This is a genomic window from Gallibacterium salpingitidis, from assembly GCF_030517105.1.
In the GTDB taxonomy this organism is placed as follows: domain Bacteria; phylum Pseudomonadota; class Gammaproteobacteria; order Enterobacterales; family Pasteurellaceae; genus Gallibacterium; species Gallibacterium salpingitidis.
The window spans coordinates 1,165,500-1,178,848 of record NZ_CP103875.1 but is presented as its reverse complement, the minus strand read 5'-3'; the positions used below and the strand labels follow the sequence as shown (position 1 = coordinate 1,178,848).

Sequence of the window (13,349 nt, the reverse complement as noted above, 5' to 3'; positions counted from 1 at the left end):
ATAATTAATATTGTGTGCCAATAAGGCATACATTTTATGGAGGTAATTATGCATGCTACAGAACGTATCAGTATCCGTACAACTCCTCATGCCAAAGCAGTGATTGAGCAAGCCAGCAGTTTATTAGGCTTAAGTGTAAGTCAATTTATTTTATCAACTGTATATGATAAGTCTGTTCAGATGCTAAAAGATCAACAGATTTGGTCTGCAAGTGAAGAAGATTTGAAAATGCTTGATAGTTTATTGGCAGAAGAGCCGAAAGCAACAAAAGAGTTACAAGAGCTATTAAAATTAGGGGCTTCTATTGATTAAGTGTGAACATTTGACTAATCACCACAATCGGAAAGATTTTCATTGTGGTGATGAAAATTTGAATCGCTTTTTACAGCAGTTTGCATTACAGCATAGTAAGCGAGGCATTGCTAAAACACACGTATTGATAGATACAGAACAGCCAGAAACAGTTTTAGGCTTCTATAGTTTATCAACATTGCATATAGAACATTCTGCTTTTCCATTAAAAGGATATCCTAGGCATTTATTAATACCTGCAATTTTGATTGGGCGTCTGGCAGTCGATTGTAGATTTCAAGGAAAAGGTTATTCAAAATTACTATTGGCGCATGCATTACATACAATACTGAAATTATCACTTGATACAGGAATTGCTTGTGTTGTAATTGATGCAAAAACTGATGAATTAGTAGCGTATTATGAAAGATTAGGATTTAAAAGAACAACTATTCCTTATCGTCTTGTACTTCCCCTTTCAACATTGCAAAAAAATCAATAATTCCTCAACAGTTTTGATAAATTTTCCACGAGCGGAGCGATTTTCCATGCTAGAATAAAGCGTTTTTATTTTCCAGAAATCACAGAATCAACAAAGGAAGAAAAGATGATTGATCCTAATCTATTACGTAATGATTTAGCAGACACAGCAGCAAAATTATTGGCAAAAAGAAATTTTGTGTTAGATGTGCAAAAAATCGAACAATTAGAAGAGCAACGTAAAGTATTACAGGTTAAAACAGAGAGTTTACAAGCGGAGCGTAATGCACGTTCCAAAGCGATTGGTGCAGCGAAAGCACGCGGTGAAGATATTCAACCATTATTGGCAGAAGTCGATAATATGGGAACTGAGTTGGAACAAGCAAAAGCGGCTTTAGATCAAGTGCAAGAAGAGCTAAGACAAATTGCATTAACTATTCCAAATATTCCTGCTGATGATGTGCCTCTTGGTAAAGATGATAGTGAAAATGTTGAAGTATTTCGTTGGGGCGAACCAAAACAATATGATTTCCCAATCAGAGATCATGTAGATTTGGGTGAATTAAGTGGCGGTATTGATTTTCCAACTGCAGTGAAATTGACTGGCGCGAGATTTGTTGTATTAAAAGGCAAAATTGCGCGTTTACATCGTGCATTAGCACAATTTATGTTGAACTTACATACTGAACAACATGGCTATCTTGAAACTTATGTACCTTATTTAGTTAATCACGAAACGCTTTATGGTACAGGTCAATTACCAAAATTTGGTGAAGATTTATTTCATACAAAACCATTAGAAGGTGAACAACCTTATGCGTTGATTCCAACCGCAGAAGTCCCTGTCACCAATATGGTACGTGGTGAAATTTTAGATGCAGAAGATTTACCATTAAAAATGACTGCTCATACACCTTGTTTCCGTTCTGAAGCGGGTTCTTATGGTCGTGATACTCGTGGTTTAATTCGTATGCACCAATTTGACAAAGTGGAATTAGTGCAAATTGTTGAACCGGAAAAATCTATGGCGGCACTAGAAGAGTTAACAGGCCATGCGGAAAAAGTATTGCAATTATTAGGTTTACCATATCGTAAAGTCGTTTTATGTACTGGTGATATGGGCTTTGGTTCATGCAAAACTTATGACTTAGAAGTTTGGTTACCGGCGCAAAATACTTATCGTGAAATCTCTTCTTGTTCAAATATGTGGGATTTCCAAGCACGTCGTATGTCAGCTCGCTATCGTGTGAAAGGCGAGAAAAAACCTCGCTTAGTACATACATTAAATGGTTCTGGTTTAGCTGTTGGACGTACATTAGTAGCAGTATTAGAAAATTATCAACAAGCAGATGGTTCTATCGTTATTCCAGAAGTATTACGCCCATATATGAATGGTCTAGAAGTGATTCTCTAATAGGTGATAACTGGTAGTTATGTTTGATTTTCGACCTTTTTATCAACAAATTGCGACAACTGAGCTGTCTAACTGGTTAGAAACCTTACCTGCACAGCTCAAATATTGGCAGGCGAATGCACATGGTGAATATGCGAAATGGGCAAAAGTAGTTGAGTTTTTACCAGATCGTACTGCCGATGAAATTGACTTAAAACATCGTGTTGAAGCAAAACTAAATCAAGCGTTAAGCGATGGTGAACGTCAACGTATGATTCACCATTTAAAACAGTTAATGCCATGGCGAAAAGGACCGTATCATCTGTTTGGTGTGCATATTGATTGTGAATGGCGTTCTGATTTTAAATGGGATCGTTTATTGCCACATATTTCCTCATTACAAGATCGACTAGTGTTAGATGTTGGTTGTGGTAGCGGTTACCATATGTGGCGGATGGTTGGTGAAGGTGCGAAAATGGTGGTTGGTATTGATCCGACAGAATTGTTTTTGTGCCAGTTTGAAGTGGTCAGAAAATTACTTAATAATGATCGTAGGGCAAACCTAATCCCATTAGGTATTGAACAAATGCAGCCGTTACAGGCGTTTGACACTGTCTTTTCGATGGGCGTGCTATACCATCGCAAATCGCCATTAGATCATCTTTCCCAACTAAAAGCACAACTGAAAAAAGGTGGTGAGTTGGTTTTGGAAACCTTAGTGGTTGATGGTGATGAAAATACTGTATTAGTACCAGGTGAACGCTACGCTAAGATGAAAAATGTCTATTTTATTCCATCGGTGGCAGCGTTGATAAATTGGTTAAATAAAACAGGCTTTAGTAATATCCGTTGTGTTGATGTGGTAGTTACCTCATTAGAGGAACAGCGCAAAACTGAATGGTTAGAGAATGAAAGCCTGATTGATTTCCTTGATCCTCATGATCAGAGTAAAACCATCGAAGGCTATCCAGCACCGAAAAGAGCAGTTATTATTGCCAATAAGTAACAGTAAAATGCGTGTTTTTGGCACGCATTTTATCTATCCAACTCTTGATTAATATAAGGAATTAAACGGTCGATTGGTTCAATATCGGAATCAAATAGTTTTTTATCGCGAGAATAAACTTCTAGATGTGAAACGAGTTTGCTTTGAAATACTTTTTCTACATTTTCCGCGAGTTTAGCAACAACTAAATCATGAGTTTCTCTTGGTACATATCTTGGTTGCAATCCTGCAGTTTCCAGTTCTATAGCTCGTTGTAGAGTACTTTCCCAACTAAGTTCTTTTGGACAAGTACAAATGACGATTTCAGTCCGATAACCGTTTTTCACGAAATTATTAATTTCTTTCAGTGGTGTTTCTAAGGTTCTAAATGTTCCTTCAATAAGAATATTAAAACCTTGTTTAATTGCTTCATCGCGTATTTTGCCTACCATTGTCCCTGCGAAAGCAGCAGTATATTTTGAAGCATCTTTTCCATACAACGTATAAAAATCTTCATAATGTCTGTGATAAGACCTAAATTCATCACCATTTATGACTAATATGTTGTTATTTAAACGTTTTTTGATTTCCATAGTGGCGAAAGCTTTTCCTGCACCTGGTTGTCCGCCTAATAAGACACCAATAGGATTATTTTGTGGCGATAAGAAAGGGTTATTTGCAAATCTTGTCCATATTTTAGGAAATTTTTTATTTATATCTTGCTGTAAATCGTAGCTATCGAGTTGTTTGAGAATTTTATCGAGGTTTGCCATAAATGTGTCACTTATAATATTGATTGATAGGTAAATGGGAATATTTATCTTTTATCTCGATAATTGTACTGGCTACAGTTTGATAATCGATATCGTTTTGATGAGTACTATATAAATTATCTCTTAGATGAGTTAAATATTGTTGATCTTCATTATCTGCATCATTGGGTTCGGTGCGTAAATCTATGGTAGACATTGCATTGGCGATCATTTCAATCAATACATCTTTTTGCATTAGCGTACACATAATTATCGATACCTTTGGATTGTAGTTGCTTAAGAAAGTGATTTGATTATACAAGAAATTAAATAAAATTGTCGGATGAGAAAATAAACCTACAACATATTGTAGGTTTATTGATGAGATATAGCTTTTTTACGTCGTTAATTTACTTCCCGAAAACTAATCTGCTGTTGTTCTAGGAACTCATTATCATCATCTTGTAATAATGGTGCAGTAGGAATTTCAGGTTTATCAAAGGCAATATCACCCTCGATATTAGCCAACGTACTACCATGGCGAATATTTTTGAAATCAAATAAGTTTGGATCACAGAGATGTGATGGCACCACATTTTGCAAAGCGCTAAACATCGTTTCAATTCGTCCAGGATATTGACGATCCCATGCTTGTAACATCTCCTTGATGACTTGACGTTGTAAGTTAGGTTGAGAACCACAAAGATTACAAGGAATAATTGGAAATTGTTTTGCTTCAGCATAACGAGCAATATCTTTTTCACGACAATAAGCCAATGGGCGAATCACAATTTGCTTGCCATCATCACTAATCAATTTAGGCGGCATACTTTTCATTTTTCCGCCATAGAACATATTTAAAAACAAGGTTTCTAACATATCATCACGATGATGCCCTAAAGCAATTTTGGTAGCACCTAATTCAGTAGCGGTACGATATAAAATACCTCGGCGCAAGCGGGAACAAAGTGAGCAAGTGGTTTTTCCTTCAGGAATTTTTTCTTTCACAATACCATAGGTATTTTCTTCAACAATCTTATATTCCACCCCTAATTGTTGTAAGTAATTTGGTAATACTTCTTCAGGGAAACCCGGTTGTTTTTGGTCAAGATTGACTGCCACAATCTCAAAATTCACCGGTGCATTAAGTTTTAAATTTAATAAAATATCTAATAAAGTGTAGCTATCTTTACCGCCAGAAAGGCAGACCATCACACGATCGCCCTCTTCGATCATATTAAAATCAGCAATTGCTTTTCCTACTTCGCGGCGTAAACGTTTATGTAGTTTATTCAAATTATAAATCTGTTTTTTTTCCATAGACATCGTAATTCAGACACCATTGTATAAGCTAAAAATCGGCTTGATATGGTAAGGGCTTGAGTTTTTTTTGCAATGAATTTATTGAGGTATTTTTGTGTAAATTGCAGTTTGTGAGGAAAAAGTCATTTTTATCAGCAAAATGCGAGATCTATCACAGAGAATTGGCTAGATCGTTTGAAATAACCTTTAGAGAAATAACATTTTTTTGCTAGAATGTTGCACGTTTAACATATTATTTTGATCAAGATAAACCTTAGTTGTTTAGGTAATTAATAATGAGTGAATCAACTCAAACCATTCCTGAATTGATCTCGTGGGTAAAAGAACGAGAATTTAGTTTAAATCTTACTACAGAACGTTTAGCTTTTCTTTTAGCGATCGCAATTTTTAACCAAGAGCGATTTGCTGGTGAAATGGAAGAAAGTGATTTAGTCGATCTGTTTCGTCATGTTTCTAAAGCGTTAGGACAATCTGAAGATACATTAACGCAGCGTGCCAATAATGCAATTAATGATTTAGTCAAGCAACGCTTACTCAACCGTTTTAGTAGCGAATTTACCGAAGGCTTAGCAATTTATCGCTTAACGCCGCTCGGCGTTGGCGTTTCTGATTACTATATTCGTCAGCGTGAATTTTCTGCATTACGCCTTTCTGTACAACTCTCCATTGTTGCGGATGAAATTCAACGTGCAGCGGAAGCAGCAGAGAATGATGGCGATGAATATTACTGGCGTCGTGAAGTATTTGCACCATTGAAATATTCGGTGGCTGAGATTTTCGATAGCATCGATCTTTCGCAACGCATTATGGATGAAAGCCAGCATCAAACCAAAGAAGAAATAGCTGAATTGTTAAGTAAAGATTGGCAAGCAGCAATTTCAAGCTGCGAACGTTTGTTAGATGAAACATCAGGTAATTTGCGTGAGTTGCAAGATACTTTGAATGCCGCAGGTGATAAATTACAAGCGGGATTATTACGAATTCAAGACTGTATCCTTGAACGTGAAAGTTTAGACTTTGTTGAACAGTTGATTATTAGTTTACAGTTAAAGCTAGACCGCATTATTAGCTGGGGACAACAAGCGATTGATCTTTGGATTAGCTATGACCGTTATGTACATAAATTTATTCGTACAGCGATTGATTTAGATAAAAATCGTGTCTTTGCACAGCGCTTACGCCGTTCGATTACTGATTATTTTGATGCACCGTTTTTTCTATGGAGTGTGCAAGCAGAGCGTTTAGTTGATCTACGTGATGAAGAACTGGCGTTGCGTGAAGAAGAAGCACTAGGTGAATTGCCGGCGGAATTGGAATATGAATCATTGCAAACGATTCACGAGCAAATCACTGAAACCATGCAAACAATGTTGATTCAATATTATCAAGAAGGTAAGCCAATCGAATTAAGTAATGTGCTGCGTGAACAACTTGATCGTTATCCGCAATCACAACATTTTGATGTGGCAAAAATCATTGTTGATCAAGCAGTGCGTTTAGGGATTGCCAGTCAAGATTTTAGTGGCAATGTTCCGCAATGGCAGCCAATTAATGATTTTGGTGCAGAAGTACAAGCGCACCCAATTGATGAATATAACAATCAACCGAAAAAATAACTTGAATAAAGCGAAATAATTATGAGTGAAACTACCCCTTACGAACCTATTCCAGCGAAATTGGCAACTGCAATCGCAAATCCACTGTTTCCTGTTGTTGATAGCCAATTACGTTCTGGACGTCATATTAGTATTGATCAGTTAGATCCACACGCTTTTCTGTTAGATTTTCAGACAGAACTGGAGCTGTTTTATCGTCGTTATAATGTTGAATTAATTCGTGCGCCAGAAGGCTTTTTCTATTTGCGTCCAAAAGCAACGACGTTAATTGCCAGAAGTGTATTGTCTGAATTGGAAATGCTAGTCGGTAAAGTATTGTGTTATCTCTATCTCAGCCCAGAACGTTTAGCACAACAAGGCATTTTTACGGTACAAGAAGTTTATGATGAATTGTTAAATTTAGCGGATGAAAATAAGTTATTAAAAGCGGTTAATCAACGTTCTAGTGGTTCAGATTTAGATAAACAAAAATTAGCGGAAAAAGTGCGTGCGGCAATTAGCCGTTTACGTCGTTTGGGAATGTTGCAAACTGTCGGTGATCAGCATAGTGGTAAATTCATTATCTCTGAATCTGTATTCCGTTTTGGTGCGGAAGTGCGTAGTGGAGAAGATTTACAAGCAGCGCAATTACGTTTGATTCGTGAGGGAGAAATTGCGACGCCTGAATCATTACAATTGGATAATGAACAGGATCAAGATCTTGATACGGACGATAGTGAAGAGTCAGACGAAAATAATTTTGAGGAAGGGGAAGCATAATGGCGGAATTAGAAATTGAAACATTAGAACCTCAACAAGTAACAACAGCTAGTGTGAATGCACTGGCAGAACGAGGTAAATTTCGTTCGCTAACCTTGATTAACTGGAATGGTTTTTTTGCACGTACGTTTGATCTTGATGAATTAGTTACTACCTTATCTGGAGGAAATGGTGCGGGAAAATCAACGACAATGGCGGGATTTGTTACTGCATTAATTCCTGATTTAACGTTATTGCATTTCCGCAATACCACAGAAGCGGGAGCTTCAGGTGGTTCAAGAGATAAAGGTTTATACGGAAAATTGCGTCCGGGTGTTTGTTATGCCATTTTGGATACGATTAACTCGCAACGTCAGCGTTCGTTAGTGGGCGTGCGTTTGCAGCAAATTGCTGGGCGTGATCGTAAAGTAGATATCAAAGCATTCTCAATTCAAGGTTTGGCGCTATCCATTTCGCCAACAGAAGTCTTTACCGATAAAATTTCGGAAACGCAAGCTAAAGTGATTGGTTTACCTGAAGTGAAAGATAAAGTGGAAAGTTTAGGTGGTAGCTTTAAACAGTATCATTCAGTTGCCGACTATCATAGCTTTATGTTTGATATGGGGATTATTCCTAAACGTCTGCGTTCTTCTTCCGATCGTAATAAATTTTATAAATTGATTGAAGCTTCACTTTACGGCGGGATTTCATCAGCAATCACACGCTCATTGCGGGATTACTTATTGCCGGAAAATGTTGGTGTGAAAAAGGCTTTCCAAGATATGGAAATAGCATTGCGTGAAAATCGCATGACTTTGGAAGCGATTAAAGTAACGCAAGCAGACCGCGACCTCTTTAAACACTTGATTACACAATCTACCGATTATGTGGCTGCCGATTATATGCGTCATTCTAATGAAAGACGTCACAATATCGACACTTTATTGGGACAACGTAACGAACTATTTAAAACAAAACAAGACCTCAATTTAGCGCAACATAATATTGTTGAATATAGTCGTGAAGTTAGCCAATTAAAAGAGGCTGAAAAGACTTTAGAAATTGATTATCAAGGGGCAAATGATCACTACAATTTAGTGGTGAATGCACAAAATCATCAAGAAAAAATCGAACGTTATCAAGAAGACGTTGCAGATTTAACCGATAAAATTGAAGAGCAACAAGGGATTGTTGAAGAAGCACAAATTACCTTAGCAGAGCAACAAGAGAGTGTTGAGGTTATCGAAGAAGAAATCGAAGCAATTCGTGATCAATTAACGGATTACCAACAGGCGCTAAATGCACAACAAACACGAGGCGTGCAATACCAACAAGCGATTCAAACCTTAGAGAAAGCTAAAAATATTACTGGTATTAATAGTTTAACGCCAGAAAATGCTGAACAATATCAAGCAGAATTTTCAGAGCAAGCTGAGGTTTTAACAGAAAGAGTCTTAGAGTTAGAACAAAAATTATCGGTAGTTGATATCGCGAAAAGCCAGTTTGATAAGGCATATCAATTAGTTTGCAAAATTCAAGGTGATGTCAGTCGTGCAGAAGCGTGGCAAGAGGCAAAACAGATTTTACGTGACTATCCAACGCAAAAATTGCAACAGCAACAAGCCAATGATTTGAAAGCAAAATTGTCTGATTTACAACGCAAAGCGGAACAACAACAGCGCGTACAACAGCAATTAGCAGCGTTTAATCAACAAAGCCAACGTACATTGCAAACTGCAGATGAATTAGAAAGTTATGCGTTAGAGCAAGAAGATCGTAGTGAAGCATTGGAAGAAAGTTTAAATAGCTTAATTGAAGAACGATCAGCATTACGTCAGCAACGTGACCATTATCAAGCGATTTATCAACAAAATACGCAAAAAGCACCGTTATGGCTAACAGCTCAGGCGGCATTAGAACGAATCCAAGAGCAAGTGAATCAACAGTTCCATAGCTCGCAAAGTGTAATGGATTTTATGCAGCAGCAATTAACCAAAGAGCGGGAATTGATTATCCAACGTGATCAGTTGGAGGCGAAAAAACAAGATCTTGAACAACAAATCTTACGTTTAACACAACCAGATGGCTCAGAAGATCCACGCTTGAATCAGTTAGCGGAAAAATTTGGTGGGGTATTGTTATCAGAATTATATGATGATGTTGATATTAGTGATGCTCCTTATTTCTCAGCATTATATGGACCAGCACGCCACGCCATTGTGGTGCGTGATCTCGAAGCGGTAAAACCATTATTGCAAGATTTACAAGATTGCCCTGATGATTTGTATTTAATTGAGGGGGATCCGAATTCCTTTGATGACAGTGTATTATCGGCACAAGAGCTTGATTGCGGGGTAGTTGTACAAGTATCGCAACGTGAATTACGTTATTCTACTTTCCCTGAAATTCCGTTATTTGGTCGTGCAGCACGTGAAAAACATTTGGAAACGTTACGTGAACAACGTGATGAAGTGGCAGAGCAGTTTGCACAAGTTTCATTTGATGTACAAAAATGCCAGCGTTTGCATCAACAATTAAGTCAGTTTGTTGGTAGTCATTTAGCATTAGCATTTGAAGCTGACCCAGAAGAATTAATGCGTGAGGCACAGCAACAACGCAATGATATTGATCGTGAATTAGCAAAATTTACTGATCAAGAACAACAGTTACGCAATCAATTAGCGTCAGTACGTCAGCAATTGCAACAACTGAATAAGTTATTGCCAAATTTAGCATTATTACAAGAAGATAGCTTACTTGAACAAATTGAGGAGTATCAGGCACAGTTAGAAGTTGCGGAAGAAACCGCAATGTTTGTACGTCAAAAAGGCGCTTGGATTGAACAATTAGAGCCAATCGCAGCAGCATTGCAAAGTGATCCTGAACAACACGACAGTTTACAAGCGGAATATCAGCGTGCAGTTGAATTACAAAAGCAAGTGCAACAACGCTTATTTGCGATTACTGATGTCGTAAGCCGCTTACCGCATTTTAGCTATCAAGAAAGTGTGGAATTAGAAACATCTGAACTTAGTACACGTCTGCGTGAACGCTTAGAACAAATGCAGCAACAACGTGAACAAAAACGTCAAGCGTTAGCTCAAGCGCAAAATCAGTTATCGCAATATCAACAAGTATTAACAGGATTAACCACTTCCAAAGAGATTAAACAACAAACATTAGATGAATTGTTGCAAGAAGTGGCGCAATTAGGGGTGAAAGTAGATGCTGATGCAGAAGTACGTGCGAAAAATCGTCGTGATGAGTTGTATCAACAACTTTCTGTTAATCGTCAGCGTTATAACTATTTAGAAACTCAATTAGCGGTGTTAGAAAACGAAACTGATAGCTTAACGAAAGCGTTACGTAAGTTGGAACGTGATTATAAAGCACAACGTGAAGTTGTCGTAGCAGCGAAAGTGAGTTGGTGTGCAGTACAACGTCTATCTCGTCATAGTGATGTGGAAAAACGTTTACACCGTCGTGAGTTGGCTTATCTTTCTGCTGAAGAGTTGCGTTCAATGTCGGATAAGGCATTAGGGGCATTGCGTAATGCGGTTGCTGATAATGAATATTTACGTGATGCGTTGCGTTTATCAGAAAATTCAGCGAAACCTGAATATAAAGTAAAATTCTTTATTGCTGTATATCAACATTTGCGTGAACGTATCCGTCAAGATATTTTGAAAACCGATGATCCGATTGATGCGATTGAGCAAATGGAAGTGGAACTTTCTCGTTTAACCGAAGAACTTACCAGTCGTGAACAGAAATTGGCAATTAGTGCGGATAGTGTTGCTAATATTATGCGTAAGACGATTCAACGTGAACAAAATCGTATTCGTTTATTGAATCAAGGCTTGCAAAATATCGCCTTTGGACAAGTGAAGAGTGTACGTTTAGTGGTGAATATTCGTGATACCCACGCAATGTTGCTGGATGCTTTATCAGGTAAACAAGCGGAATATGAAGATCTGTTTAATAACAATAAATTAACCTTCTCAGAAGCGTTAGCGAAACTTTATCAACGTTTAAATCCACATATTGATATGGGGCAACGTAGTCCGCAAACAATTGGTGAAGAGTTGCTGGATTATCGCCATTATCTTGATCTTGAAGTGGAAGTTTTCCGCGGTGCAGATGGTTGGTTGCGTGCGGAAAGTGGTGCGTTATCTACTGGGGAAGCGATTGGTACTGGTATGTCAATCTTACTGATGGTGGTACAAAGTTGGGAAGAAGAATCTCGCCGTCTGCGTGGTAAAGATGTTGTACCTTGTCGTTTATTATTCCTCGATGAGGCGGCACGTTTAGATGCGAAATCTATTTCTACCTTATTTGAACTTTGTGATCGTTTGGATATGCAGTTATTAATTGCGGCACCAGAGAATATTAGTCCAGAGAAAGGAACAACTTATAAGTTAGTGCGGAAAATTGCTCATAACCAAGAGTTTGTCCACGTTGTTGGTTTGAAAGGATTTGGCACCACACATTAATTATTGAAGAAATGCGGCAATTAGCCGCATTTTTTATCTCAACTAAAGGAAAATAGATGAATAGAAATTTTTCCTTATTTTTAATTAGCTCAGCTTCAACATTGCTGAGCATTGAAATCTTTCATCTAGCAATTCCATTAACAGTATTATCATTAGGTTATTCCGCTGTTGAAGCTAGCTGGTGTACTTTTGCGTTTTTAGCGCCGGTGATCTTAGTAAAACTGTTTCTGGCACCAAGCATAGAATATCGTCATAAAAAGCCATTATTGCTACAAAATGAAATAATTAGAACATTGATTGTGATCGTTTTTATTTTGTTACTCTATTTTATGCAGCCTGAGCAGACAATTTTTTGGATTTTATTAACTGCTTTTCTGTTTGGTACATTTGCGACTATGACTGAAATTGCAGAGCCTGCTGCATTAAAAATGTTGTTACAAAATCAAGATTCCACTGCTGTTTTAAGTAAATATGAAATTAGGACAAGAGCAGTCCAGCTATTAGCGCCAACACTTTGTGGATTGCTAATTTCTGCATATTTTCTTTTGCCTTATCTATTTATGCTAATTGTTTCTTTATTATCGATATTGTTATTAACTCAATTAACATTAGTTGAACCGCAATTTATTAGAGAAAAACGCAGGGTTACTTATTTTTTAACCAGTATAAGAGAGGGTATGTTATGGCTAAATAATAAGCCGCTGTTTATGAAGATGGTCATATTGACAGCCATTAATAATTTTTTACATCCGATTTTATATTTGACCATTATTTATCAATTGACTACTTCCGCAGTAGGTTTTGATATTACCGGCTATATTCTCTCTGGTTTAGGAATTGGTGGGATTATTGGTAGTCTTTGTGCATCTTATTTATTAAAAATAATTGGCTTAAACCGATTGGTGGTGATGGTTAATATTTTGCGTATTGCTATTTTTGCTGGCTTTATGCTGTTTTCATCACCATTAGGTTATTTTCTCTTTTTTGTCTTTAAAGCTATTCTGGGCGGCATTTGGAACGTATGTTATAACGTTTATACTATTAATGAAATGCCGCAAAATTATATATCAAGAATTTCGGCATTAAGTGGTTTGATTATTAAGATATTTACGGCAATAGCGGGATTATTAGCTGGTTATCTAATTAATTATTTAGGCGTTAATGCTACTTTAATTTGTTTAGTAGTATTAACAGTTGCCATGTTTTTATATACGTTGGATATTAATAAATATCAAATTTAAAGTAATTTAATGGTGTTTTACTATTATTATTAATAAA

General features: G+C 37.1%; 11 protein-coding genes. 8 read left to right on the top strand and 3 right to left on the bottom strand.

Annotation, left to right across the window (positions count from 1 at the left end):
* Positions 1-48 precede the first annotated feature (48 nt).
* The 4 genes from NYR30_RS05620 to cmoB all read left to right on the top strand — a co-directional run bounded on the left by NYR30_RS05620 (position 49) and on the right by cmoB (position 3,170).
* Entirely contained in the window at positions 49-312 is a 264-nt protein-coding gene (locus NYR30_RS05620; RefSeq protein WP_066112816.1) for a type II toxin-antitoxin system TacA family antitoxin, read from the top strand.
* The gene (locus NYR30_RS05615; protein WP_082987406.1) at positions 305-793 is read left to right on the top strand and encodes a GNAT family N-acetyltransferase; all 489 of its coding nucleotides are present in this window, start codon (positions 305-307) and stop codon (positions 791-793) included. Before NYR30_RS05620 ends, NYR30_RS05615 begins: the two co-directional genes overlap by 8 nt.
* A gap of 105 nt (positions 794-898) precedes the next feature.
* A complete protein-coding gene (serS, locus tag NYR30_RS05610) occupies positions 899-2,185 on the top strand; it encodes a serine--tRNA ligase (RefSeq protein WP_066112815.1) in 1,287 nt (428 codons plus the stop codon).
* Between the two features lie 19 nt (positions 2,186-2,204).
* Positions 2,205-3,170, top strand: a complete 966-nt coding sequence (gene cmoB, locus NYR30_RS05605; protein ID WP_066112814.1) for a tRNA 5-methoxyuridine(34)/uridine 5-oxyacetic acid(34) synthase CmoB — start codon at positions 2,205-2,207, stop codon at positions 3,168-3,170.
* 29 nt (positions 3,171-3,199) lie between these two features.
* Here cmoB and NYR30_RS05600 read toward each other — a convergent pair whose 3' ends face one another.
* The 3 genes from NYR30_RS05600 to ttcA all read right to left on the bottom strand — a co-directional run bounded on the left by NYR30_RS05600 (position 3,200) and on the right by ttcA (position 5,227).
* Positions 3,200-3,922, bottom strand: a complete 723-nt coding sequence (locus NYR30_RS05600; protein ID WP_066112813.1) for a zeta toxin family protein — start codon at positions 3,920-3,922, stop codon at positions 3,200-3,202.
* 7 nt (positions 3,923-3,929) lie between these two features.
* Complete coding sequence (locus NYR30_RS05595) at positions 3,930-4,169, bottom strand: hypothetical protein (protein ID WP_066104411.1); 240 nt, start codon at positions 4,167-4,169, stop codon at positions 3,930-3,932.
* A 137-nt stretch (positions 4,170-4,306) separates the two neighbouring features.
* On the bottom strand, positions 4,307-5,227 hold the full coding sequence (gene ttcA / locus NYR30_RS05590; protein ID WP_066104408.1) for a tRNA 2-thiocytidine(32) synthetase TtcA: 921 nt from the start codon (positions 5,225-5,227) through the stop codon (positions 4,307-4,309).
* A 272-nt stretch (positions 5,228-5,499) separates the two neighbouring features.
* Here ttcA and mukF point away from each other — a divergent pair, with 272 nt between their 5' ends.
* Genes mukF through NYR30_RS05570 form a run of 4 tightly spaced genes read left to right on the top strand, consistent with a single transcriptional unit; the run spans position 5,500 to position 13,312 of the window.
* Positions 5,500-6,840, top strand: a complete 1,341-nt coding sequence (gene mukF / locus NYR30_RS05585; protein ID WP_066112812.1) for a chromosome partition protein MukF — start codon at positions 5,500-5,502, stop codon at positions 6,838-6,840.
* Between the two features lie 21 nt (positions 6,841-6,861).
* Positions 6,862-7,599 (top strand): chromosome partition protein MukE, encoded by a 738-nt coding sequence (gene mukE, locus NYR30_RS05580; protein WP_066112811.1) that lies wholly within the window; start codon positions 6,862-6,864, stop codon positions 7,597-7,599.
* Entirely contained in the window at positions 7,599-12,071 is a 4,473-nt protein-coding gene (mukB, locus tag NYR30_RS05575; RefSeq protein WP_066112810.1) for a chromosome partition protein MukB, read from the top strand. Before mukE ends, mukB begins: the two co-directional genes overlap by 1 nt.
* A gap of 56 nt (positions 12,072-12,127) precedes the next feature.
* Positions 12,128-13,312, top strand: a complete 1,185-nt coding sequence (locus NYR30_RS05570) for an MFS transporter (RefSeq protein WP_302502264.1) — start codon at positions 12,128-12,130, stop codon at positions 13,310-13,312.
* Positions 13,313-13,349 lie beyond the last annotated feature (37 nt).

Coding starts and splice junctions, on each gene's coding strand:
- NYR30_RS05620 (WP_066112816.1), top strand. CDS start 49: ATGCATGCTACAGAACGTATCAGTATCCGTACAACTCCTCATGCCAAA.
- serS (WP_066112815.1), top strand. CDS start 899: ATGATTGATCCTAATCTATTACGTAATGATTTAGCAGACACAGCAGCA.
- cmoB (WP_066112814.1), top strand. CDS start 2,205: ATGTTTGATTTTCGACCTTTTTATCAACAAATTGCGACAACTGAGCTG.
- NYR30_RS05600 (WP_066112813.1), bottom strand. CDS start 3,922: ATGGCAAACCTCGATAAAATTCTCAAACAACTCGATAGCTACGATTTA.
- NYR30_RS05595 (WP_066104411.1), bottom strand. CDS start 4,169: ATGTGTACGCTAATGCAAAAAGATGTATTGATTGAAATGATCGCCAAT.
- ttcA (WP_066104408.1), bottom strand. CDS start 5,227: ATGTCTATGGAAAAAAAACAGATTTATAATTTGAATAAACTACATAAA.
- mukF (WP_066112812.1), top strand. CDS start 5,500: ATGAGTGAATCAACTCAAACCATTCCTGAATTGATCTCGTGGGTAAAA.
- mukE (WP_066112811.1), top strand. CDS start 6,862: ATGAGTGAAACTACCCCTTACGAACCTATTCCAGCGAAATTGGCAACT.
- mukB (WP_066112810.1), top strand. CDS start 7,599: ATGGCGGAATTAGAAATTGAAACATTAGAACCTCAACAAGTAACAACA.
- NYR30_RS05570 (WP_302502264.1), top strand. CDS start 12,128: ATGAATAGAAATTTTTCCTTATTTTTAATTAGCTCAGCTTCAACATTG.